Here is a 24,683-nt window from a genome sequence, read left to right as displayed (position 1 = left end):
TTTGTGCCCAGGTATCATGCCTGGGCTCTTTTATGTTTGATGGCTGGATTTGATAACACCAATAATTAATGAGCTGATTCAGTACATGATTTGGTAAAGATTAAACAGTAACTATATAGAAATGATGATTCGGAGAGGGTCTCCGAATGAGGCAGTAAAAGGAGGAACCCATGGAGGGTCCCGAAATAAAAGCAGTAGAAGCCGTAATTGATAACGGCAGTTTTGGTACACGCACATTGCGTTTTGAAACAGGCAGGCTGGCACAGCAGGCAGATGGTGCTGTTGCCGCTTATCTTGATGATGATTCCATGATCCTGTCTACTACTACAGCAGGCAGCAGCCCTAAAGAAAATTTTGATTTCTTCCCGCTTACGGTCGATGTGGAAGAAAAGATGTACGCAGCAGGGAAGATCCCCGGCTCATTCTTCCGCCGCGAAGGGCGCCCTTCCAATGAGGCAGTGCTGGCGTGCCGTATTATTGACCGCCCGCTTCGCCCGCTGTTCCCGCATACGCTCCGTAATGAAGTACAGGTTGTTGAGACGGTCCTGTCCATTGATCCTGATGACTCTTATGACATGATCGCTATGAATGCCGCGTCAGCATCTACTATGATCTCAGGCCTTCCGTTTGAAGGGCCGGTTTCAGGCGTGCGCCTGGCTCTGATTGATGACCAGTGGGTGGCTTTCCCGCGCTGGTCTGAGCGTGAACGTGCAGTGTTTGAACTTGTTGTTGCGGGACGCGTACTTGACAATGGCGATGTTGCTATCGCTATGATCGAGGCAGGGGCCGGCAGGAATGCATGGAAGCTTATTTATGACGAAGGGATGACCAGGCCTGATGAGGTCGTTGTTGCGGGCGGCCTTGAAGCTGCCAAGCCGTTCATCAAGGCTATCTGCGAGGCGCAGGATGAACTGAAGCGTATTGCCGCGAAGGAAACAAAGGAATTCCCTCTGTTTCCTGAATATACGGATGAACTGTATGCCCGTATTGACCAGCTTGCACATAATGATCTCAATGATGCTCTTTCTATAGCTGAAAAGCTTCCAAGGCAGGACCGCATCGCCGGGATCAAGCAGTCAGTAGTTGATACCCTGGCCAATGAATTTGCTGATATGGATGATGCCGAGAAAGAAAAAGAGATCGGCAATGCATTCAAAGAGCTGCAGCGCCAGATAGTCCGCCGCCGTATCCTTACCCAGGATTACCGTATTGACGGCCGCGGGCTACGCGATATCCGCACCCTTTCCGCTGAAGTCGATGTTGTTCCCCGTGTGCACGGTTCTGCGCTTTTCCAGCGCGGTGAGACCCAGATCCTGGGTGTAACAACACTGAATATGCTGAAAATGGAGCAGACGACGGATGCGCTGTCCGGCCCGAATACCCGCAGGTATATGCACAATTATGAAATGCCTCCGTATTCCACCGGCGAAACCGGGCGTGTAGGGTCCCCGAAGCGCCGCGAGATCGGGCACGGCGCCCTTGCCGAGCGTGCCCTCATTCCGGTGCTCCCTTCCCGCGAAGATTTCCCCTATGCGATCCGTCAGGTATCGGAAGCTATCGGTTCTAACGGTTCAACATCAATGGGGTCTGTGTGCGCTTCAACTATGTCTCTCCTTGACGCCGGCGTGCCGCTGAAGGCTCCTGTTGCCGGTATCGCAATGGGGCTTGTTTCGGGTGATGTTGACGGCCAGATGGTGTATAAGACCCTTACGGATATCCTTGGTGCTGAGGATGCCTTCGGTGATATGGACTTCAAGGTTGCCGGGACATCTGAGTTCATTACTGCTCTGCAGCTTGATACCAAGCTTGACGGTATCCCTGCCGATATCCTGGCAGCCGCTTTGCAGCAGGCATTTGAGGCCCGTATGACAATCCTTGAAGTCATTGATGAATGCATTGACGGGGTCAATGAGATGAGCCCGTATGCGCCGCGCATCATTACCACTACCATCCCGGTCGATAAGATCGGCGAAGTGATTGGGCCTAAAGGCAAGATGATCAACGAGATCCAGGAAAAGACCGGCGCTGATATCAGTATTGAGGATGACGGTACGGTCTATATTGCTTCTGAAGGCGGGGATTCCGCTGAAAGGGCGCGCGAGCTCATTGACCAGATCGCCAATCCGCATATCCCTGAAGCAGGGGAGGCTTATCAGGGCAAGGTAGTGAAGACTACAAGCTTTGGCGCTTTCGTCAACCTGACCCCAGGTACTGACGGCCTGCTCCATATTTCCCAGATCCGCAACCTTGCCAACGGTGATCGTATCGATGCTGTTGAGGATGTGCTCCGTGAAGGTGATACCGTTGAGGTAGTCGTCCAGGGTGTTGATGATAAAGGGAAGATCTCCCTCGCTATTCCGGGTTTTGAGGAGCAGGAGAGTAATTCCCGTCCTAATGCCGGCCGTCCGGACCGCGGGTTCCGCGGCGGGCGCCGTCCGGAACACCGCAGCCGCGATGAGAGGCCGGACCGTGATGATGACCGTGATTACCGTCCGCGCCGTTCCCGCCGCGATGATGATGACGACCTGGGGGAGCGTGACAGCAGGAATGAACGTTCCTATCGCCGCAATTCCCGGTATGATGATGACGGCCGCCGCCGCAGCCCGCGGTACAGCGATGATGACCGTGATTACCGTCCGCACCATACCCGTCATGACAATGATGGCTATGAGGGTCGTTATGACGGCCGCGCAGAGTGGGCAGAACGCCGTAACAGCCGCTATGAGGATAATGATTACAGTGAGTACCGCCAGGAGCGTGAAGAGCGTACAGCCCGTCCACGCCGCCGTATCCGTCGTGATTTTGACCCCTTTGACGAGGACTAAAGGGCTCCCGGCGGGTAATCAAGGTTATTCCGCCTGTTAAGGAGCTGCACTGAAAGTATATGAAAAATCCCTGCCGGGTCCGGTGCCCGTCAGGGATTTCTCATATTAACTTTTATATCAATCGGTATCAGTGTTTCCCGGCTTTATCGAGCCTGGCCGGATCTTCCCAGTTGACTGCCCCGTCCCGGTATGCGTGTTCATGGAGCAATTCGGACAGTTTGAGCCGGTCCAGCTCACGATAATAGCTCTCCATGCCCTTTTTGAAGGCAGCGGCTATTTTTGTCTCCCCCTCATCCACGTGGGGGCCATCATTGAAAAGTACGTGCCCCCGGGACGGGAATCCCGCCTCAAATCGGCTGCCTTCTACAGCAAGGACAACATCCTTAAGGCTGGTTTCGTGTATCGGTTTATGAAGTGTATAGCCTCCGCGCTTGCTGGCATTGGCGTCAATAAGCCCGGCTTTGGACAGCTTCATCAGGACCTTTTTCAGATACGAATCCGAAACGTTCAGCAGGCGGCTCAGCACACGGCTTTTAACAGGTTTATGGCCTTCCTGGAGGGCAAGCATGAGGAGCACGAAGATTGCCTGTTCAATGCTTTTACTAAGCTTCATACCGTGTGTCCTGTGTGTTCCAGCTTTTTCCTGCCGGCCCGCATAATCGTGGAATACAGTATTTCAGCCATCCTGCCGCCTGCATTTGTCAGGGCAGATCTGAAAATGGGAGAAGGGACTTCAATCTCAATGGTCCACTTTACCAGGGTGCGGCCTTCCGGCAGTTCTGTAAAAGCGATCTCCGTAAAATCCTGCCTGACTGCAGGGAAAGACTGCCTGACTCTGTAGCGGATATAATGCCCTTTATCGACGGCAGTTATTTCTTCATGGTACCAGCCTGCGACCATAATGATATCGCGCTGCGATCCTACATCATACCTTTTCCCGGGCCTCCATGCAGATGTAAAGACTATAGGGGAGGCCGTAAAGTTTTCGGAGTGGTAGAACCATGCGAATACATCGTCCCTGGGAGCCGCTATCTCCAGGCTGATCTCAACACGTTTTGCCATAGCATTATCCGGCAAGCCCTGAGACCAGCTGTTCCGCAACATCGTCAACATGGACAGGCTTCAGGTTTTTTGAGAAGATGCCGAAGAATTTGAGCAGGGGAACGAATTTGCTTATAGTATCACTGCGGCCATTTCCGTAAACGATCGTTGGTGTTACGACTACTGTTGGGATCCCGCTGTCTTTAAGCATCCGGGCCAGGCGTGCCTTGCCCCGGACAAAAGGCTTGGGGCCCGTAGCCCCACTGATGAATCCCATTGCCGGTACTTCTTTATTCCTGGCTATGGCGAGCATGACTTCGGCCGGCTCGTCGTTAACTTTACGGAACTTTTCCGGATCACTTTCAGGGCGCCCGACGAAATCTGCTATGCGATCTATCGTATCTGGTAATTTGCTGATTACATCGTCATAGTCAGTTACATCTGCCTGGATATTGATAATCCTGCTGTCTTCAAGCGTATTCTTCCCTGAGCGTGATACTACGTAGAAAGTTGCCTGAGGATCCTTTTCAAGCCACTTCCTGGTCACATTCCTGCCAAGGTATCCATTCCCTCCGAGCAGTACGATATTTGTCATTGTTATGCCTTTCATCTTTTCCTTTATCTAAGGATATTTGAGTATCCTAGGATTATTTTATATCCTGGGATCTACGAAACCAAATTTGCTGCACCCCCATAAAAGTATCTCCGGGAAATAAAACGGCAATAAAAAGCGGGCAGTGCATTACGCATTACTGCCCGCATATGGAGTTATATGCCCGAAAAAACTTAGAGCAGATCAGCCTTCCAGAGCTTTATCTACTACGGATGCGGCTTCTTCAAGCACTGTGTCCAGGACCTCTTCAGACACGAAGGACTCCGCATATACCTTATAAATATTTTCCGTACCGGATGGACGGGCAGCGAACCAGTTATCCTTAGTCGTTACCTTGATCCCGCCGATCGGTGCATTATTGCCGGGAGCCTCGGTCATTTTCTGTTCAATAGGCTCTCCGCCGAGAACGGTATCTGTTACCGACTGCGGCGTAAGGCCGGCAAACTTCTGCTTCTGCTCCAGGGTCGTGGGCGTATCTACACGCTTGTACCAGCTTTCGCCAAAACGCGCTACCTGTTCCTCATGGAGCTGCCCTGGGTTCTTACCTGTTTTGGCAGTGATCTCTGCAGCAAGGAGGTCGGGGATGATGCCATCCTTATCGGTAGTCCATACATGGCCGTCAAAGCGGAGGAAACTCATGCCGGAACTTTCCTCTCCGCCGAAACCTACTTCGCCGTTGAACAGCGGGTCAACGAACCATTTGAAGCCTACGGGGACTTCTACAAGCCTGGCGTTGATCGAAGCAGCTACACGGTCAATAAGCGATGACGATACAAGTGTTTTACCTACGCCCGCACCTGCCGGCCATCCCGGGCGGTTTCCTCCGAACAGGTATTCCACACATACGGCTATGTAATGGTTAGGGTTCATAACACCGGTACCGGGGCATACGATGCCGTGGCGGTCGGCGTCGGGGTCTGTCCCGCCTACAAGGTCATACTGGTCCCAGGCCCCTGCATTAAGGCGGTCTACAAGGCCTTTCATAGCGTAGGGGGAGCTTGGATCCATGCGTATCTTGCCGTCATGGTCAATCGTCATGAAGGACCACTGGGGGTCAACTTTGGGGTTGACTACGCCAATATTAAGCCCGTATTTTTCGTTGATAAGGTCCCAGTAATTGACCGATGCTCCGCCGAGCGGGTCAATGCCCAGGCGTACCCCGGAATCTTTAATAAGCTGGAAATCAATAACATTCTTCAGATCATCAACATAGTGTTCCCGGTAATCGAAACGCTCAATAAGGTCTGAAGCGATTGCCTGGCTGAACGGGATACGGGCTATATTCTTCCAGTCGGGGAGGAGCTCGTTTGCCCGCTGCGCAATAGCATTCGTTGTTTCAGCAGGTGCAGGGCCCCCTGTTGGAGGGTCGTATTTGAAGCCGCCGTCAGTTGGCGGGTTATGCGATGGGGTAACCACAATACCGTCAGCAAGGTCAGGGCCGCTGAAACGCTGTGTGCCGTCCGTCGCGCGGTTATGTGTCAGAATCGCCTGTGAGACAGTTGGCGTTGGGGTGTAGTCATCGCGTGAATCAATACGCACGTGCACACCATTGGCGGTAAGTACTTCAATTGCAGTTTTCCACGCAGGGAGGCTGAGCGCATGGGTGTCCCGCCCAATATAGAGCGGGCCGTCAATATGGGCCTGGGCGCGATATTCGGCAATCGCTTGGGTTATCGCAACGATATGGGCTTCATTGAAGGATGTTTTCAAACTGGAGCCGCGATGCCCGGATGTACCGAAAGCAACTCTCTGCTCAGGTACAGCAGCATCAGGGATAAGGTCATAGTATGAGCCTAGGACCTCGTCAACATTGATCAGATCTTCTGGGGTGGCGGGCATTCCCGCATTATTCGCAACCATATATCTATTGTGCCACGCCAAGCCGACGCAAACCTTAAAATATTATGGATTTTTATAGCGGTCCATACGGATTTCACATAAGCAGGCTGCTGCCGGTCCCTGGCTGTTCCGGGATATCAGCACGGACTGCTGTACTGGTGTTTTCTGATGCAGCCGTCTGGGGCTGCCCTGACACCGGCCCGGGATCCGCCGAAACCGGGTTTGCGTCCGCCGCAGCAGTATCCCCGGTGCTGCCGGTAATGGGGGAGAGGACCCCTGTTGCGTCAACAGCTCCGCCCGTTTGAGGTGCCCGGACTATCAGCGAGTTGTGGTCAACAGTAAAACGGATATGCTGCGTCTTTTCAAGGATATCCCCATCAACTTCTGCCAGCACAGGTTTATCAAGCATGATCTCTGCACTGCTGCCCTGATATTGTCTTACTTTTGATTTTTGTGATATCGGGCTTTGCTCAGAACGTCTGGTAAGTGTCTGATGGATAACATCAACGAGGAGGTTGAACCATCCCCATAAGCCGTGAGTAGTATCGATCGTTTCAAAATCCAGTATGCCGTCATTGTAGCGGGCGTCCGGCATAAGCGTAAATCCGGGTATCCTCCCGCAGTTTCCTGCCATGAATGTGCGGAAAGTTTCCCCGCGCATTTCGTGCATTGTCCCGTCGGCTTCCGTGAGGATGACCGTCCCGCGGTTCCGGGACCCGAACAGATGCTTGAATGCCCCCCAGAAGTAAGCAAACCAGCTGATTGATTTTTTCAGGTTCGGATCGGTGTCGTCAATCATCTGGGCATCAAAACCGACGCCGGCAATAATAAGGAAGCCGTGTTTATGCCCAGGGTCATCCGAGTCCAGAAGGGCCATGCGTCCCATATCGACTCTGCGTGATCCATGCGACGTGGCAATCGTCATTGCAGCTTCTATATTGTCTACAGGGATCCCCATATTGCGTGCAAAAAGGTTTCCGGTGCCGATAGGTATGATGCCGAATGCGTGTGTTGTCCCCGACATCGCGCTTGCAGCGGTGCGTACCGTGCCGTCGCCGCCGCATGCAATAACAACATCTGCATTATAGCGTTCGAGGGCTTCCTTTGCACAGACATAGCCGTCTTTATCGAGTTTCGTATCAATAAAAATTTCGTTGGTTATGCCATGGCTTTCACAATACCGTTCTATATATGCCCTGGTTGCCCGGGCCTGTGGTTTTGAAGGATTGATAATAAAGGCGTAGCTGACCTTATCGCCGTAGCGCTGCCCTGCCTGGGTGATCTCGTGGCGGCGGCGCAGCAGCACAATAAGGCCTGCTGCTGCAGCAACCGCAATAAGCACTGCCGCGATACACAGGGCTGCTATTATCTGTCCTTGGACCATAACTATCAGTATGCCTCAAATCCTGTCCGCGGGCGGGTGCTGCAGGAAAAATCCCCTGATTCTGCACGAACGCAAGGCAGGAACAGGGAATGTCTTGGAGGAATAATTAATTGTGATTAACTAAGCCGTCACGGTTTGTGCGCTTGTTTTTGTTGTGTTTTTTGTTGTTTAAATCCTGCTTTATTGTGCCTGATTCTGCCACATTTATATTATATACATGGTTTGGATGGAGGCCGGTATTATGCGCGTTATCCTGCGGCTCCGACATAAAATAAGCCCTCACAGCAGATGTACTGTGAGGGCTGGGGCGGACAGGGTGGGATTCGAACCCACGGAACTTTCGTTCGACGGTTTTCAAGACCGTTTCCTTCGACCGCTCGGACACCTGTCCTCTATTTTCATGTGCATCAGGAGGCTCTTTCGTCCATTCCCGATGCACAGGCTTTAATAATACTGCACGTATTGGTCAGAAAATAGGCGCAACACGCTGGAGGCCTGAAACCGTTTATGACTCCCATGCCGTCGGTTCAATAGCTTCTTTTCCGCCCATATATGGCCGTAGGGCTTCAGGGATCTCGACAGAGCCGTCTTTCTGCTGATGGTTCTCCAGGATAGCTACCAGCCAGCGTGTTGTTGCCAGCGTCCCATTCAGCGTGGCAACGGCACGGGTGCCGCCTTCTTCCATACGCTCGCGGATATTCAGGCGGCGTGCCTGGTATTCGGTGCAGTTTGATGTGCTGGTAAGCTCGCGGTAGCGTCCCTGTGTCGGCACCCATGCCTCACAGTCGAATTTCCTGGCGGCAGAGGCTCCCAGATCGCCTGCAGCCGTGTCGATGATGCGGTATGGGACCTCTACTTTCGCCAGCATCTCCTGTTCCATCTCCAGCAGATGCTGGTGCTCAGCACGGGAATCTTCCTGCCTGCAGTATACGAACATCTCTACTTTGTTGAACTGGTGTACGCGGATAATGCCCATTGTGTCTTTGCCTGCCGACCCTGCTTCGCGACGGTAGCAGCTTGACCAGCCGGCATACCGCAGCGGGCCATTGCTCAGATCAAGGATCTCATCTTCATGCATCCCGGCGAGTGCAACTTCCGATGTGCCTACAAGATACTGGTCATCAGGTTCCCGCAGCCTGTATATCTCATCGGCATGCGAGTTCAGGAAGCCTGTGCCGGCCATGATCTCCGGGCGCACGAGGGTCGGGGCAGTCGCCATGATGAAACCGTGCTTTTCCGCCTGGTCAACGCCCATAGTCAGCATGGCGAGCTCAAGCCGGGCTACAGCCCCGCGCAGGAAGTAAAAACGCGACCCGGAAACTTTCACTCCGCGTTTCATATCTATCCCGGCAACACCTTCGCCAAGCTCCAGATGGTTTTTCGGCTCAAAGCCTTCTGCCCTGAAATCACGCAGCTCCCCAACCTTTTTAACGACTATATAATCGTCTTCCCCGCCCTCAGGGGCTTCCGGCTCAACTATATTGGACAGTTTCCACATAGCGGCCGTGTATTCTTCCGTTGCCTTATCTGCAGCTTCTTTATACTCTGAGACTTTTCCTGCGAGCTCTTTAGTCCTGGCAATAATGGCAGGCCGTTCTTCGGCGGATGCAGCAGCTACCGTTTTGCCGATGCGCTTCTGTTCGGCACGGGTATTTTCATAATCAGACAGGGAATCGCGCCGGACCTTATCGTACCGGAGCACGTCATCGACCAGCTCCACGGACTCCCCGCGCTTGCGCTGGGATTCCTTTACCACGTCAGGGTTTTCGCGGACAAATTGAATATCAAGCATGATTTAAAGGATAGCCGTTATTACAGACGTGGAGCCGACGTAAAGCGGACGAGGGAGGGTGGCGGCGCCGGCTGCTGCTATGCAGAGTAGACTGCATTGAGAAGTTTCGAAACAGAACTCTATTCTTTAAATAGGCGATGTCTGTACGTGCTAGAATATCCCTACTGATCCGTTACTGTGCGATGCAGATTATCAAATAAGCACAATGGCAATGGGGAAAGGGCGGTACGGGACTATGTATAACGCTAAAAATAAAAAATTACTGATCAACGGCAGTACAATGGATTACGTAACATTCGGGAAGGGGGGCAGATGGCTTGTGCTGATTGCCGGTTTAAGTTTGCAGGGTATCAAAGGCAAGGCGCAGCAGATGTCGTATTTTTATCGGCAATTTGGAAAAGAATATAAAGTGCTGCTGTTTGAGCGCAAAGAAAAACTGCCGGATAACTATACTATCAGACAAATGGCTCAGGATATTTATCAGGCATTATGTCAGTTAGGTGTCCGTAAGGCAGATATAGTCGGGGTTTCACAGGGCGGTATGATTGCACAGGTTTTAACTGTCGGGCATCCTGAGATTGTCAGCAGGCTGGTTTTAGCGGTGACTTTAGGCAGGAATACTGAGACCAGCAAAAGTACGATGGACAAATGGATCAGTTTGGCGGAACGCAATGCTTTGTATCCGCTGGCTTACGATTCTTTGGACAGAGCTTACTCCGAACGTTATGTGCGCCGCCATAAAATATGGCTGAAGATGTTAGCTGGTCTGATGAGCATGCTTGGCCGCAATGCTGATCTTCCGCGTTTTATTATCCAGGCTAAGGCCATTGAAAACTTTAACTTTACTGATAAGCTGCGTCAGATCACATGCCCTGTTTTAGTTATTGGCGCCGCCGGGGATAAAGTGCTGGGAGTCAGCGGTGCCAGGGCATTGAAAGAAGGGATTGCTGATGCGGAGTATTATGAGTACAGGGATTTCGGCCATGCTGCCTATATAGAGGCAAAAGATTTCAATCACAGGATTTTGGAGTTTTTAAAAAAGTAAATCCTGCGCCGGAAGGATTTATATCGCATCTGCATATATACGTATATGATGCCGGTAACCCTACATATTGGATAAGCTCCATCGGAGCACTGCTATTGCTTCGCCGAGCAGGTCAATGTCATCTGTCAGCCGCGGCTTGCGTACAGTAACAGGGAAGGTTGCCAAATCCCGCTAGCAGCAGCACGATCCAATGGATGCAGCTGCTGCCGACAGGCGGGACTGATGGCTACAGCGGGTTACTTCTCGCACGCGATGCCGTCTCCATCGCGGTCAAGTTGCGGACGGTATCCGGGCTGGCCTCTGTATAGCGGCGCTGCCCCTGCTGCCCTTGCTGCTGCACAGTTCCTGTAGTAAACGTTCGACCGCTGCGGAGCAGAAGGTGCGGTACGCCGCTGTGTGCGCTTCCTCGGTGCGGCTGGGGTCGAAGGTGCCGGTGCCGGGGCAGGGGCTGCAGGTGAGGAAGGGGCCTCAGACGAATTATTATTTTCGGGATTGGAAGTATCCGGGTTCTCCTGGGATGGGGTGCTTTCCTCCTGGGTGCTCTGCTGTGTATATGGGACGGAATCTGATACAGTACCGGGGTCCTTGGGCATCTTCTGCGCAGGGCAGGTCTCCAGCACCTGTGACATCGCATCTTTCTCAGCCTGTGTTACCCACAGATTGTACTTGTACTTTACGCCGATCTGGCGTGCCACGTACTGGCAGCGGTAGCTTTTGTTGCCGGGCAGCCATGTGGCAGCGTCCCCGTCTGACTTCTGAGTATTGGCCTCGCCCTGTACAGCCAGAAGGTTGTAAGGGTCATTCGCGAAGTTCTTGCGCTGGTCTTCGGTAAGCTGCTGCGCACCGGTCTGCCAGGCATCAGAAAGGGCTACGACATGGTCGATCTGCACTTTAGTGCTTGTATCGTTCCCGCGCTGGAAATCTATCGTTGTCCCGGTGTAGGGGTCGTTCAGCGTACCGGTAAGGACGACACAGTCGTGCGTGCCTTTGCGGTAAGTTTTATTGGTCAGATCCCTGTTGAGGATATCATTTCTGGTATCGCATCCATTATGGTCAACGTCCTCCCAGCCGTGGGAGAACTGGTCGCGTGAATATCCGGTTTTGGGCGCGCGGCCTTTGACCGCAAGCTTTGCAAGGGCATCCGTAGCGTTCTCATCTGTTGTTTCAGGGGTACTGGCAGTAGCAGACTGAGTGCTGGCCGGGGAGCCGGAAGGCGCTGATGATGATGAGCTTTCTGAGCATCCGGACGTAATAAGTGCGGTGCTCAAGCACAGAGCGGTAAAAATACCGATATATTTTCCCATAGGACGCGAGTTTTTAATTTTTTTATTATTTTTTTCAGTTTGATTTATCATTCTGATTCCCTTTGTTCTCACCAATAAGTGGACACTTAGAGTATAGTTCCTGTCGCTGAAAATAAAGTACAACGGCGATTCGTGGTTATCCTGGATACTCTTATGCAGCTGTTGGTGGTAAAACACGCAGATACAAAATCAAAAAATATGGAAAACCGCCGAAAGTAATTTTATATTTGCGTGTTTTGCCACCAGGAGCCAAGATAAGGATATATAAAAGATATATACATGTATTAGAGGTTAGTTTCCTTTCCCCTGTGTGCTATAATGTTGAATCGGATCCGGTGATCGTCCCGCATGGGGACTTTTACCGGATCTCTTTTTTACATATGAGCGCAGAAACGTGTATTAATGGGCAAATTAAGAGTGCCTTAAGCTGGTGCTTGGATATGCATCTGGTTAGTAACGTTTATCAGAGGGGTGTAACGGGAACTCATATAAGCGTTATTCACACGCGGAGGTTCTTGTGACACATGGTTTATTCGTAATCTTTATTATTGGATTATTTTTTTGGGGGGAGAGAGAACCGCGAAGAACGTGCGATGCAGTATCTGAAGGCCGATCTCAGCTTTGTCTATAAAAAATAGAAGCATTAGAAATAGAAACAAATACTGCCCTTGATCCGGGCTCCCTTAACTCAGGATCGCGTTAAACCGCTCAGATACAAGGCTCCCGGCAATACGCCAGCGGAATCGACACCGCTGCGGATTCCTATAGTCAGCATATAATAAATATATTGCTGTATAGTAAAAAGTAATCTTACTATAGGCAAAACAGAAAAGGGTTGTTTTTTGAGAGGAAAACAAAAAATGAAAACTAAAAGTAAAATATTTGGCAGCATGCTTGTTATTGCTGCAATGCTTTTTGCGGGTATGGCAGCGGCGGCTGCTCCGCAGGCGGCATATGCGACAGATTCAGCAACAGGCGGGCAGGCAGCTGCTCTGAAAACGGGCAAACTGGAAGTTAAGCTCGCCAAGTATTTCAGCACAGATGCCAAGGCTGAGTGCAGCCAGGATAAATCGTCTGCGCACCCATACAGCGGTACATTGAAAGCTGATATCCCGCTGGCTACTGCTATGTCAGATTTTTCTGACAAGTTTCCGTCGATGGGATTCCCCTGGGACGAAACTAAAACTACTGATGCTTACATTTACTATACGCTTACGTTCCCCAGCAACGTAGTAGTTGACAGTACGGATGTGTCAGTCACGTCTAATCTGATCAAGAAGAACGTTAAAGCCCCTGTACAGAATGGGAACTCTTATACTTTTGCACTCCAGATGAATGAAGACTGGCCTACTATCAAACGCAATTATGCTGCTGACAAGGCTAAGGAGGACGCGGGTGCGAAAACGGTAAGTGTCAGCATCCGCTACCATTCTACTTCCGCTACATCTGAAAAGCAGTATATCACCGGTTCGGGCAAGCTTGATTTCTGGACGGGCAGGAGTTTCTTCAGCGTGAAGACCCATGTAGGTGTAGATGAATCTTCGCCTATGAAGGTTGAAGCTGCTGATTTCACCAAGGCAGGCTGTCCGTCGAAGCCTGCTCCGCTGCCGGAAGGCGAAACTACGGCAGACCTGACTGCCGACCTTCTCGGCAGCGTAGACGGTTCTGCCCGCGACACTGCACATAACTACGTGCTCTCAGCACAAAGCAAGAAGTCCGTATTCTCAGTGACCGGTACGCTGCACGTCAATGACCTGGTTAAAGGCCAGATGGGCGAGGTTATCAAAAAGTACAATGAAACTCCTGAGCTCTTCTCGGATATTGCGCTCAGCAAGGTGAAGTTCAGTTTCGATGCTAAGCTCACCCTCCCTCAAGAGCTCAAATTCACCATGGCAGATGCCCAGTCCCGCGTTGCAGCCGCGCTTGAGGGTGCCCCCGGGTTTGAGGTAAAGAGCAGTACTGTGTCTGCAGACGGCAAGACGGTAAATATCACTATCGGTTTGAAAAATCCGGAAAGCATAACGGATTTCGCCCGGCTCAAGAGCCTTATTGATAGCCTTGATAAAGATCTGTCCGTTACGGTTGGTGGCATCACCTTCACTGATGATGCAAAACCGGATACTGACTACACTATTGAAGGTGCTGCGGGCGGCAAGTTCAGCGCTTCCGCTACGCAGAACGGCGTCACACACGAGTTTGCATACTCGTATACTGCAGCGCAGAAGCCGGATGAGGCTGATTCCGTAAAGCCGAACGCACTTGCCCTGACTGTGAATTATGTGAAGGCTGTCCCTATGGACCTCCCATCTGATCTGCTCGGTGCAGAAACCGGCAAAACCCGTGTTACTGAACATGATGAAGTTTATACTGCTTCCAGCAGGAAGTCTGTCCTGACCATGTCCGGCGCATTGCATGTGCGCGATATTGTGAAGAAGCAGATGAAAGAAATCGAAGAAAAGTACGGCCAGGCTTCCGGCGGTTTTGAAAAGATCGGCCTGAGCAATGTAGATTATGGTTTCACCGCTACGCTTACCCTTCCTGAAGGCATGGAGTATAGTGATACGGATATCTCCAAGATCACTCTTGAGGGTGCCCCCGGGTTTGAAATCAGCCAGGACCCTGCACAGACATTCTACAAGGGGCGCACTGTAACTGTGCACTTCTCGCTCAAATCTAAAATAGTGAATTACAGACAGCTCAGCGACACCATCAAACAGCTCCAGGATACCCTGTACGTCAATGTGCCTGGAGTAAGATTCGCCAAGGGTTCCAAGGCGAATACGAATTACACGATCAGGGGTACTGTATCAGGCGTCTTCAGCGCCAGGACTACACTTTCCGGACGCACTATCCCGTTCGCATTCGAGTGGACCGGTGTGCAGCAGCCAGATGAGGCTGATGCAGCGGCTCCGGAAGGTATCAATTTTACGGTGAAATACAGGCCGGAGGTAAAGCCGCGGACGCAGCCTAAGCCAGAACCTAAGAAGAATGTCCCTGCAACCCCTTCCGGTAAGAAACAGGATGGCCGGCTTGCGCAGACAGGTTCCGGTGTTATGGTTCTTGTGTTTGCAGCTGCAGCGCTTGCCGGTGCTGGTATAACCTTTGCCGGCAGGAAGCGCAGCACATTGCAGTAGGGGGCCATGGTAAGGCAGATTCAGCGGGGATTTGACGGCCATGTTTGTACCTGTAAATCCCAGGCGATCCGCTGAAAGCCGAAACTAGCAGAATATGAAAAGTGCCCTGTCATCTTCGGATGATGGGGCGCTTTTGTATATTTTGTATATCTGCAGAACGTAATAAGACTTGACGATGGTGGTAAGACACGCAGATACAAAAATAAAAAATGTGGAAAACCACCAGGATGGATTTTGTATCTGCGTGTTTTACCACCAGAGATAGATGGTTAAGGATAAATGACCGTGAAAGATAGCTATCTGTGTACAGGATCAGCCTTTGTTTTCTCTTACGGGCCTATGATATCCATGTCAGATATTGGGCCGTCCTGACCGAAGGGTGGTTTTCTGTAAGCGCTTATTTATGTTTTTACAGAAACGATTCGTTTATTCCCCTGGAATGCCCGTTCAGTCAGCAGGGTTGTTTATACTACTATTAGTGGTACCCATTGGGAGCTCTGGATAGGGATTCTAATGGGTATTACTGTCTGTTGAGGGTTCATTCCGAAAGGTTTTGCAGGCGACCGATAAATATAGATTAAATAAAAGAAGTGTACATTACTGATCAAAGGACAGTATATGGCGAATGAGCAATATATAATTTGAGCAGCGATGTGGAAAGGGATCGCGTTTTCTATAAGAACTGTTTTGGCATAACTATTGCGGCCGGCCTGTATACGCTTACGGGTATGGATAGGCAGGAGAATCCGGCTATTGTGATCGGCTCTTCCTGCAGCGGTGTGAAGGAGCAGGGCCCCGGTATTTATGCGGAATTCGGGTGACTTTTAGTGCATATAGTACAGTTAACGGTTATGGGTATAGGGACGTCGCATCCAGTCCGGTTATCGGATGCAACGGATCCAGCGGGATCCTCTGGCCCCGCTGGGCTCGCGTCTGTCCGGTCCCGGGCTTTCCGCGCAATGGGGACAACGGTCCGTATACAGATAGCGGCTGAAACGCAGGATCGCGCAGATGGGCTCCTTGATGATTCTGAGCGGCTGGTCCGCCACTATGAGCACATGTTCAGCGCAAACAGCGGCAGCTCAGACCTTATGCGCGTCAATAAGAATGCCGGCCGCGCAGCTGTTGAAGTGCAGCCTGAACTTTACAGCCTTATCTCCCTGGGAAAAACGTATAGCAGGATCCCCGGGAGCAATCTCAATATTGCAATAGGGCCGGTAGTGAAGCTATGGCATATCGGGTTCTCCGATGCAGCCGTGCCGGATGGCCGTGCTGTCAGGGAACGCCTGAGCCTCACGGATCCTTCCGATATAATCCTGGATGATGCCCGGCATACTGTTTTCCTTGCGCATGAAGGCATGGAGATTGACCTGGGGTCGCTGGCAAAAGGGTATATAGGGGATATTATTGCTGACCGGTTAAGGGAATGCGGCGTATCGTCTGCATTGCTGGATTTTGGCGGGAATATTATTACAGTCGGGAAGAACCCGGAAGGCAGGGCATGGAATATCGGCATCCAGGATCCGGCCGGAAGCCTCGGCAATTATTGCCGTATTGTACACGTTGCGGACGGGTCTGCAGTGACTTCGGGCATTTACCAGAGGAAACTCACAGCGGGAGGCAGAACGTATCATCATATTATCAGCCCTGTTACGGGATATCCCGTCACGTCCGATATGGCGTCAATAACCGTGCTGGCCGGGCGCTCTGTGACCTGCGAACTGTGGACTACCGTCCTTTTCGGTGCTTCCGCGAGCGTGATAAGGCGTATTGCCGATGAGCTGAGCGGGATCTCAGTTATTACCGTTGACCGGTATGGCACGGTCAAAAGATATGGGCAGCGATAACAGCCGCCCGCATTTCCAGAGGTCTTTAGTAGAATCGCAGTGTGATATCAGTGTACAGTACCCTGGTGCGGTACTATACAACGGCGTTTACGGAGGTATAGTTTGAAGTTTGTTGCGATTGCGGGAACGAATAAGATCGGCTCTACGAACCGCATGTTAATTGAGTTTATCCGGAGCCGGTACTCGTATAAAGCTGATATAGAGGTACTTGATATATCAGGGCTCCCTGTGTATTCAAAGGTGCCGGAACCGGAGGTCCCTCAGTGTGTCCTGGATCTGGCGCAGGCGATCTCCAGCAGTGACGGCGTTATTATTTCAACGCCGGAGTATGACCATTCAGTCCCTGCTGTGCTTATGAATGCGCTGGAATGGCTGTCTTACGGCATCCATCCGTTTTATAACAAGCCGGTCCTTATAGTGGGGGCTTCTTTCGGCACCCTTGGGACTTCGCGCGCGCAGCTGCATCTGCGCCGTATGCTGGATGCCCCTGAGCTTCATGCTTTTGTCCTGCCAAGTTCGGAATTCCTGGTTGACCATTCGCTGCAGGCTTTTGATGATAACGGCCAGCTTAAGGATGGAAAACTGACAGCCAAGCTGGATTCTATGGTTGATTCTTTTATAGAGCTTGCTTCTGCTGCAGGCAGCGTTTCGCCGCGGCAGTATGAGCAGGAAGATATGAAACGGTATGCGTATGTTTCATCCCCGGATTCACCGGTCTATGATGAATGGCGTTCTGCACGCGGATCTTCTGCGGAGGATGCAGCATAGGGTCCATATGCGAAGTGTCGTGTACCCGGCGTAATAAGTTTGGAAATAACGGAAAAATAAGGGAAAGCAGATATCCCAGGATATCTATACACATAAGGAGTTTATATGAAATTTGCGGCGATCAGCGGATCTATAGATAAGGGTTCGTATAATACGAAACTGCTGATGTTCATGGCGAACAGGTTCAGGAACATGGCTGACATTGATATCCTTGATATTTCGCAGGTACCCATGTTCAATGAGTCCGATGACCAGACGGACAGCGAGATAATCCAGTATCTGGCAGCAAAGATCAGCAATTCCGACGGCGTTATTATCGCGACCCCCGAGCATGACCACACTACAACTGCTGCGCTTAAAAGCATTATTGAATGGATGTCATATAAGATACATCCGTTTGAGGGCAAGCCGGTCCTTCTTGTTGGTGCTTCGTGGACGGACCAGGGGTCTTCGCGTGCGCAGCTGGATGTCCGCCAGATACTCGAATCCCCCGGGGTGAATGCTGTTGTAATGCCCAGCGATGAATTCCTGCTTGGCAATGCCCTTACTGCTTTTAATGAGAACGGCAATCTGAAAGATGAAGGCACCGTCGCATTCCTGACAAGCGTTATGCAGAAATTTGTTACCTGGGTGAAGGTCATGAGGGCTATGAGCGGTGATGCACGCAGTGAGGTTGACGATGAGGACCTTACTGCAAGCTCAGTTATTGATACGACAGTTGAAGATGTCGATATGACTGCTGATGACTGGGTGGAACAGGCAGCTGAGAAGACCGGTGCTGCGCGTGGCAGTGATTATGTTGTTCTTGACAGAGGTATCCTTACTGTTGATCAGCTTAACTGGTTCCTCAACACTATGCCGATGGAGCTGACGTACGCTGATGACAATAATCAGTTCATCTACTACAACCATAACCTGCCGTCGGATAAAATGCTTGCCCCGCGTGAACAGGAGCAGACGGGCGACCCTATGTCTGTTGTGCATCCGGAGCGTGCTATCCCCGGAGTCAAACGTGTGATCCATGCGCTCCGTACAGGCAAAACAGACCTGGTGTCGATGCCTGTGCCTGGGAATAAAGTAAATTCTAAGTATATAATGCATTATTATAAGGCGATGCGTGATGCTGACGGGCGTTACCGCGGTGTCAACGAGTGGGTGCTTGATGTGTGGCCTGTTGTCGAAGCATATATAAAGAGGACAGGGCAGAAGCTGGTCCCGGATGGAAACGCCGGTAAAGCTGATGCTGCGTCAAGTGCTTCTGTAAGCGGTTCCGGTACACAGGATAGCGGCGCAGAAGCGGTATCATCGGCTTCTGTATCTGATGCATCTTCTGCTGCTGGCAGCGAAACTGGAAGCGGCGTTATCAGCGGTGCCGACGGCAGTGCTGATGCGGGAAGCAGCGCATCTGTCAGCTGATAAATATCCAGACTGATGCCTAACTGGCAGATTTTGGCGCTATTCTGTCTATTGCTGCCAGTTCATCATCGCTGAAAGCCGTCTGTGAAACTGCTTTAGCGCAGTCGAGTATCTGTGAAGGCCTGGATGCGCCAATGATCACCGTGCTCACGGGGCCCTCCGGTCCATCTCGCAGCACCCATGATAATGCCATCTGCGCCAGGCTTTGCCCGCGGCTGCGCGCTATATCATTGAGCTGGAGTATCTGGTTATGGCGCAGCCGGATATCGCTTTCATGCAGGAACCTCGGATCATGGCCTGCCCGGCTGTCAGCAGGTATACCATCCAGATAGCGGTCGGTAAGAAGCCCCTGCGCCAGCGGGGAATACACAGCCAGGCTGATCCCTGCTTCCTGTGCCGCCGCTTTGAGCCCGCCCCGGCGGATATCTTCTTCAGTGCCGTCATTCTCAATATGCCTGTCGAAAATGTTATACCTCACCTGGTTGATGACGAACGGCGTGTGCAGCCTCTTCAGCAGTGCTGCTGCCTCCCTGGTATGTGCAGCATCGTAATTGGATATTCCTGCATATAGTGCTTTGCCTGAGCTGACAGCCTGCGCGAGTGCGCCCATTGTTTCCTCAAGGGGAGTATCGGGATCCATGCGGTGACTGTAAAAGATATCAACGTAGTCCAGTCCTAAACGGCCGAGGGACTGGTCAAGGCTCGCCAGCAGGTATTTGCGTGACCCGCAGTCGCCATACGGTCCCGGCCACATATCAAAACCGGCCTTTGTAGTGACCAGCATCTCGTCACGGTAAGGTTTAAGGTCCATTGCCATGATCTTCCCGAAATTGCGTTCGGCCGCCCCGTACTCCGGACCGTAATTATTGGCAAGGTCAAACTGGGTGATCCCTGCATCAAATGCCGTCCGGCACATCTGACGCATAACAGCAAAATCAGAGATATCACCGAAATTATGCCATAAACCAAGAGAGACCTGCGGCATTTTCAGCCCGGTCTTCCCGCAGCGGGAGTAAGGCATGCGGCCATCATAGCGGTTATCGTCTGCGTTATAGCGTGGGGTCAGGTCCATGTGTGCTCCTTTAGATGGCTGCCGGTGCTGATACCGTCCTGGTATCAGATATGTCCTTATTATACTGCCGTAAGGATGTGCCTGCCTGCAGCGTAAAACTATTGTGCTGAAAAATTAAATGGCTGAGAGTATTATATAAATCCAGATAAACTTGATATCCCGTATCAAGTATTATGGATTTTGACCTGTGACAGTTTTTAGGTGAAGTATGGCTGAAGTTGTGATTGTCAGTGCCGCGCGCACGCCGATCGGTACCCTTAACGGATCGTTATCATCGGTCACGGCTGTGGAACTGGGCACGATAGCTGCAAAGGCAGCGATCCGGCGTTCGGGGATCAGCGCCTCTGATATCGGCCAGTCGATTTTCGGCAATGTGCTTCAGGCGAATAATGGGCAGAATATAGCACGGCAGATTGCGCTGCAGTCAGGTATGGATACTTCCAGCACTGCTATGACGGTGAATGAAGTATGCGGATCAGGGCTTAAAGCTGTGCGTATGGGGCAGGCTGCGATCCTGCTGGGCGATGCCGATACCGTCCTTGTCGGCGGTACGGAAAGCATGAGCAATACCCCTTACTATGCCCCGGATATGCGGTCCGGGCATAAATACGGGAGTGTGGAGTTCGTTGACGGGATATTCCGGGACGGGCTTTCTGATGCTTTCACAGGTCAGCCTATGGGGATGACTGCTGAGAATGTGGCGAAAACTTTCGGGATAACACGCCGGCAGCAGGATGAATTTGCCCTGGGGTCCCACATCAAAGCTGTGAATGCCCAGCTCAGCGGCGCTTTTGATGAAGAGATAGCCCCTGTCCCTGTTCCCGCCGGACATACCGGCGATCACAGCATTCTTGTTGACAAGGATGACGGCCCGCGTGACGATACTGATATGGAGAAGCTTGGCCGCCTGCGGACGGTTTTCGTGAAGCCTGGCTGTGCGGCAGCAGGATCCGGCGGTTCCGGCTGCGGTGAACTCGGGTATGGCAAGAATGGACGCGGTGAGCCCGGACGTGGGGAGGCTGGACGTGGTGATTCTGGTTTTCCGGATAATGCGGGTACAGCGCAGGATACTGATACTGCAGGTCCCGCTGATACTGTGCAGGCTCGGGGTACGGTAACTGCCGGCAATGCCAGCGGCATCAATGACGGTGCCGCTGCGCTGGTGCTTATGCGCAAAGACCTTGCCATAGAGCGCGGCATTAGTTATCTGGCTGAGATATCAGGCTACGCGGAAGGCGGTATCGACCCTGATTTTATGGGTTATGCGCCTAAGCGCGTGATTGAAAGGATGCTCCGTAATACGCATTCAGCTATTGAGGATATCGACCTGTTTGAAATAAATGAAGCATTCGCGTCACAGAGTATTGCAGTCATGGATCAGCTGGAGATCCCTGAAAATAAGTTGAATGTTAATGGAGGGGCTATTGCCCTGGGGCATCCTTTGGGCGCATCCGGGGCGCGTATCCTGGTGACTCTGCTGTATGCGCTGCGCGCGCGTAAAAAGGCGACAGGTGTTGCCGCTTTATGTGTCGGCGGCGGTATCGGTGTGGCAATGCAGGTCCGGATGGCTGACGGGACAGACCGCTGATGTGCAGGCAGGAACAGCCGGATAATCAGGCACAGCACGGGGAACAGGCTGTGCGCAGGGAGCGCAGGGAGCCAGTGTTTCGTGGAGGATCCGAGGAGCGCGAAGTACGTGAGGTGCACGGGGATGGCGAGACGGGCAGCGGGTGCGCAGTACGTGAGTTGCGTGAGATGCGCGGATCTAAATTCTACCGGTTATCCCCTCAGGGCCGCCTGCAGGTTCTGATGCAGGAAGGCGTCATTACTGCGGAAGATATGCAGGAGATCGCCGGATTTACAGGGCTGGATGCTGATGCCGCCCGGAACCTTATAGAAAACCAGATAGGGCAGTTTGCCCTTCCGATGGGTATAGTCCGGAACCTTGAAGTTAACGGCAAAATATACCAGGTGCCTGTAGTGACGGAGGAACCGTCCGTAGTTGCTGCGGCCAGCAACGGGGCGCGGATCGCCCGTGCGAATGGGGGAGTAGCGGCGCAGGCCGGTTCACATTGCGTAACAGGAGAGATAATTTTCAGCTGCGGCAGCAGTTCCGGTGATGCTGGCGTTATTGACGCTGGTGAGGGTTATGCCGGCAGCGGCGCCAATAGCTGCGGGGCTGCCGGTGATGCTCGCGGCGGCATTGAGGCTGCGCGGATCGCCCGCATACTTGAAACACATAGTGATGATATCCGTACTGTGGCCAATGCTGCCCACCCTTCGATAGTCGGGTACGGAGGGGGCCTGCTCAGCTATAAGGTTGAGATACTTGGCGGTGATGTACCGGCGGCCTACAGCAGCCCAATGCCTAAGGAAGGGGAATCGGCCGGCAGAGAAGGCTTAGCGGGCAGAGAGGATCCGGGTGGCAGCCTGAATGGCAGCAGGCCGGGCAGTAGCTGCAGGCCGAGTGGTTGCAATAGCTGCAAGCCGTATGATTGCAGTAGCTGCAGACCGGAGGGATTTGTTAAGCTTTCCCTGATTATTGACCCGTGCGATGCGATGGGCGCCAATATTGTGAATACAATATGCGAAGCTGTGGCCGCTGCAGCGGAAGGCTGGACGGGATACAGGGCACTCACCGCAATACTCAGCAATAACGTGCCCGCAGCTTCGGCCGCATCTGCGCGCGTAGAAGTGCAGCCGCATACGCTGGCAACCCGGTCATGCAGCGGTGAGCTTATTGCCCGGCGCATTGCGGAGCTGTCTGCGCTTGCCCGGATCGACACTGACCGTGCGGTGACCCACAATAAGGGGATCATGAACGGCATTTCATCCGCCGTGCTTGCTTCCGGTAATGATACGCGCGCAGTTGAGGCTGGCGCCCACGCATTCGCTGCGAGGACAGGGTGTTATATGCCTTTGAGCGAATGGGTCCTGAACAGCAGGGGTAATTTGTACGGCGAGATCCGTATCCCGCTGCAGGTCGGCATCATCGGCGGTGCCTCCGGCGCCCTTCCGATGGCACGCCTGGCTAAAAAAATCGGCGGCTATCCATCCGTGCAGGAGTTCCAGTGTGTCCTTGCTTCCCTGGGACTGGTGCAGAACCTTGCGGCTTTGCGTGCCCTTGCTGGGCCGGGTATCCAGCAGGGCCATATGGCGTTGCATGCGAATGCACTCGCTATGGCTGCAGGCGCGCGGGGGAGTGAGATCGAACAGGTAAGCCGCATTCTTCAGGGGCGTGATAAAAATCTTGAAACTGCGGTAGAAATACTGGCAGATATCCGCGGCAGCAGAAGGCCTGAGGAATCTGAGGAACCTGAGGAAGGCGGTATCCGCTAATGGCAGCCGTAGGCATTGATTCGATCGGGTTCTATACGCCCGGTTTTTATATTGACCTCAGAGAACTTGCTGAGGTACGCGGTGTGGATCCTGATAAATACAGTATCGGGATAGGGCAGGATGAACAGGCGGTCGCGCCTTCCAATCAGGATATAGTGACGATGGGTGCGGCGGCAGCTGTGAAAGTCCTGTATTATTCTGCGCAGTACTGTTCCGCACAGCCGCCCCGGCAATCACAGCCGGATGATATCGGGCTTGTTATCGTGGGCACGGAATCGGGCGTTGACGCGAGCAAGGCCTCAGCGTTATTTATCCATGGCCTTATAGGATTGTCCTCCTGGTGCCGCTGTATTGAGATCAAAGAAGCCTGTTTTGGCGGCACCGCAGGCCTGATGTCTGCGTGCGACTATGTGCGTACCCATCCGGGGAAACGCGCGCTTGTGATAGCATCGGATATCGCCCGGTATGGGCTTGGTACGCCCGGCGAGGTGACCCAGGGGGCCGGGGCGGTTGCCATGGTTGTTTCTGAGGATCCGCATATCCTCGCTATAGAACCGTATACTACAGCTTATTCGCATAGTATCAGCGATTTCTGGAGGCCGGTCTATGCAGATTCCGCAATTGCCCGCGGCAGGTATTCTACGGAACAGTATATAGGTTTTTTCCGTAAGGTATGGGACCGTTTCAGTGCGGAAGCCGGCCTGACGCTTGATGATTTTGCTGCTATGTGCTTCCACCTGCCCTACACAAAGATGGGTATGAAGGCGTTCTCCTCCATCCTCGGTACGGTTGGCAGCGAAGCCCGCGGGCAGCTGGAGCAGAGGTATCACAGCAGTATTGCATATTCGCGTCGAGTTGGGAATATATATTCGGGATCGCTTTATCTGGGCCTTCTCTCTTTGCTGGATAACGACCAGTCGTTGGATCCGGGGGACAGGATCGGTTTCTTTTCCTACGGTTCCGGGGCTGTCGGGGAACTGTTCACAGGGATCCTGCAGCCGGGGTTTGGGGCCAGGCTGCATGCCCGGCATAATAAAAAGCTTCTGGACCAGCGGCATAAGTTGGATATTAATGAATATGAACAAATATTTACAAACCCAATCCCATACAGCAGTGAAGACTCCACAGCGGACATAAAGCATGCTGATCCTCGGAACCCTTTTATCCTGAAAGAGGTCAAGGATCAGGAACGGATTTATGGGAGACAATAAGTATACGGCGTTTCTCCCCAATCGCAGTGGTAGCCTGTAAGTATTCGGCTACT

General features: G+C 52.3%; 18 protein-coding genes and 1 tRNA gene. 10 read left to right on the top strand and 9 right to left on the bottom strand.

Annotation, left to right across the window (positions count from 1 at the left end; all coding sequences use genetic code 11):
• The first annotated feature begins 170 nt into the window (after nucleotides 1-170).
• On the top strand, nucleotides 171-2,825 hold the full coding sequence (locus HMPREF9156_RS0104215; protein WP_007147547.1) for a polyribonucleotide nucleotidyltransferase: 2,655 nt from the start codon (nucleotides 171-173) through the stop codon (nucleotides 2,823-2,825).
• Nucleotides 2,826-2,952: 127 nt separating this feature from the next.
• On the opposite strand, the gene HMPREF9156_RS0104210 is transcribed toward HMPREF9156_RS0104215, so the two are convergent.
• The 7 genes from HMPREF9156_RS0104210 to serS form a co-directional block, all read right to left on the bottom strand.
• Nucleotides 2,953-3,438 carry an RrF2 family transcriptional regulator gene (locus HMPREF9156_RS0104210; protein ID WP_007147546.1) on the bottom strand — a complete coding sequence of 162 codons (486 nt, stop codon included), beginning with the start codon at nucleotides 3,436-3,438 and terminating at the stop codon, nucleotides 2,953-2,955.
• A complete protein-coding gene (locus HMPREF9156_RS0104205; protein WP_007147545.1) occupies nucleotides 3,435-3,887 on the bottom strand; it encodes an SRPBCC family protein in 453 nt (150 codons plus the stop codon). Before HMPREF9156_RS0104205 ends, HMPREF9156_RS0104210 begins: the two co-directional genes overlap by 4 nt.
• A gap of 4 nt (nucleotides 3,888-3,891) precedes the next feature.
• Nucleotides 3,892-4,461, bottom strand: a complete 570-nt coding sequence (locus tag HMPREF9156_RS0104200; RefSeq protein ID WP_029246359.1) for an NAD-dependent epimerase/dehydratase family protein — start codon at nucleotides 4,459-4,461, stop codon at nucleotides 3,892-3,894.
• 201 nt (nucleotides 4,462-4,662) lie between these two features.
• Nucleotides 4,663-6,339, bottom strand: coding sequence for a phosphoglucomutase (alpha-D-glucose-1,6-bisphosphate-dependent) (gene pgm, locus HMPREF9156_RS0104195; protein WP_007147543.1), 1,677 nt, complete (start codon nucleotides 6,337-6,339; stop codon nucleotides 4,663-4,665).
• Between the two features lie 73 nt (nucleotides 6,340-6,412).
• On the bottom strand, nucleotides 6,413-7,702 hold the full coding sequence (locus HMPREF9156_RS0104190; protein ID WP_007147542.1) for a diacylglycerol/lipid kinase family protein: 1,290 nt from the start codon (nucleotides 7,700-7,702) through the stop codon (nucleotides 6,413-6,415).
• Between the two features lie 308 nt (nucleotides 7,703-8,010).
• Nucleotides 8,011-8,093: transfer RNA gene (locus tag HMPREF9156_RS0104180), tRNA-Ser, on the bottom strand.
• 114 nt (nucleotides 8,094-8,207) lie between these two features.
• A complete protein-coding gene (gene serS / locus HMPREF9156_RS0104175) occupies nucleotides 8,208-9,494 on the bottom strand; it encodes a serine--tRNA ligase (RefSeq protein WP_007147541.1) in 1,287 nt (428 codons plus the stop codon).
• Between the two features lie 235 nt (nucleotides 9,495-9,729).
• Between serS and HMPREF9156_RS0104170 the strand changes: the two genes are divergently transcribed.
• Nucleotides 9,730-10,539: an alpha/beta fold hydrolase gene (locus tag HMPREF9156_RS0104170; RefSeq protein WP_007147540.1), complete on the top strand. Its 810-nt coding sequence runs from the start codon at nucleotides 9,730-9,732 to the stop codon at nucleotides 10,537-10,539.
• 236 nt (nucleotides 10,540-10,775) lie between these two features.
• Here HMPREF9156_RS0104170 and HMPREF9156_RS0104165 read toward each other — a convergent pair whose 3' ends face one another.
• Nucleotides 10,776-11,894 carry a GmrSD restriction endonuclease domain-containing protein gene (locus HMPREF9156_RS0104165; protein WP_007147539.1) on the bottom strand — a complete coding sequence of 373 codons (1,119 nt, stop codon included), beginning with the start codon at nucleotides 11,892-11,894 and terminating at the stop codon, nucleotides 10,776-10,778.
• A gap of 809 nt (nucleotides 11,895-12,703) precedes the next feature.
• Here HMPREF9156_RS0104165 and HMPREF9156_RS0104160 point away from each other — a divergent pair.
• From HMPREF9156_RS0104160 to HMPREF9156_RS0104140, 5 genes are all read left to right on the top strand, one after another.
• Nucleotides 12,704-14,977: a hypothetical protein gene (locus HMPREF9156_RS0104160; RefSeq protein WP_007147538.1), complete on the top strand. Its 2,274-nt coding sequence runs from the start codon at nucleotides 12,704-12,706 to the stop codon at nucleotides 14,975-14,977.
• Between the two features lie 653 nt (nucleotides 14,978-15,630).
• Nucleotides 15,631-15,798 (top strand): hypothetical protein, encoded by a 168-nt coding sequence (locus HMPREF9156_RS0104155; RefSeq protein WP_007147537.1) that lies wholly within the window; start codon nucleotides 15,631-15,633, stop codon nucleotides 15,796-15,798.
• A 30-nt stretch (nucleotides 15,799-15,828) separates the two neighbouring features.
• Nucleotides 15,829-16,824, top strand: a complete 996-nt coding sequence (locus tag HMPREF9156_RS0104150; protein WP_007147536.1) for an FAD:protein FMN transferase — start codon at nucleotides 15,829-15,831, stop codon at nucleotides 16,822-16,824.
• A gap of 102 nt (nucleotides 16,825-16,926) precedes the next feature.
• Nucleotides 16,927-17,592, top strand: a complete 666-nt coding sequence (locus tag HMPREF9156_RS0104145; RefSeq protein WP_007147535.1) for an NADPH-dependent FMN reductase — start codon at nucleotides 16,927-16,929, stop codon at nucleotides 17,590-17,592.
• 105 nt (nucleotides 17,593-17,697) lie between these two features.
• The gene (locus HMPREF9156_RS0104140) at nucleotides 17,698-19,008 is read left to right on the top strand and encodes an NAD(P)H-dependent oxidoreductase (RefSeq protein ID WP_007147534.1); all 1,311 of its coding nucleotides are present in this window, start codon (nucleotides 17,698-17,700) and stop codon (nucleotides 19,006-19,008) included.
• 19 nt (nucleotides 19,009-19,027) lie between these two features.
• On the opposite strand, the gene HMPREF9156_RS0104135 is transcribed toward HMPREF9156_RS0104140, so the two are convergent.
• Nucleotides 19,028-20,080 (bottom strand): aldo/keto reductase, encoded by a 1,053-nt coding sequence (locus HMPREF9156_RS0104135; protein WP_007147533.1) that lies wholly within the window; start codon nucleotides 20,078-20,080, stop codon nucleotides 19,028-19,030.
• 208 nt (nucleotides 20,081-20,288) lie between these two features.
• On the opposite strand from HMPREF9156_RS0104135, the gene HMPREF9156_RS0104130 reads away from it, so the two are divergent.
• The 3 genes from HMPREF9156_RS0104130 to HMPREF9156_RS0104120 are packed head-to-tail and all read left to right on the top strand — an operon-like array spanning nucleotide 20,289 to nucleotide 24,630.
• Nucleotides 20,289-21,668 carry a thiolase family protein gene (locus tag HMPREF9156_RS0104130; RefSeq protein WP_007147532.1) on the top strand — a complete coding sequence of 460 codons (1,380 nt, stop codon included), beginning with the start codon at nucleotides 20,289-20,291 and terminating at the stop codon, nucleotides 21,666-21,668.
• A complete protein-coding gene (locus HMPREF9156_RS0104125; protein WP_007147531.1) occupies nucleotides 21,668-23,419 on the top strand; it encodes a hydroxymethylglutaryl-CoA reductase in 1,752 nt (583 codons plus the stop codon). The genes HMPREF9156_RS0104130 and HMPREF9156_RS0104125 overlap by 1 nt, the downstream gene beginning before the upstream one ends.
• Nucleotides 23,419-24,630, top strand: coding sequence for a hydroxymethylglutaryl-CoA synthase (locus tag HMPREF9156_RS0104120; protein ID WP_007147530.1), 1,212 nt, complete (start codon nucleotides 23,419-23,421; stop codon nucleotides 24,628-24,630). Before HMPREF9156_RS0104125 ends, HMPREF9156_RS0104120 begins: the two co-directional genes overlap by 1 nt.
• Nucleotides 24,631-24,683 lie beyond the last annotated feature (53 nt).

The organism is Scardovia wiggsiae F0424 (genome assembly GCF_000269605.1).
GTDB classification, from domain to species: Bacteria; Actinomycetota; Actinomycetes; order Actinomycetales; family Bifidobacteriaceae; genus Scardovia; species Scardovia wiggsiae.
The sequence above is the reverse complement of the archived record's forward strand: the minus strand, read 5'-3'. Positions and strand labels throughout refer to the sequence as shown.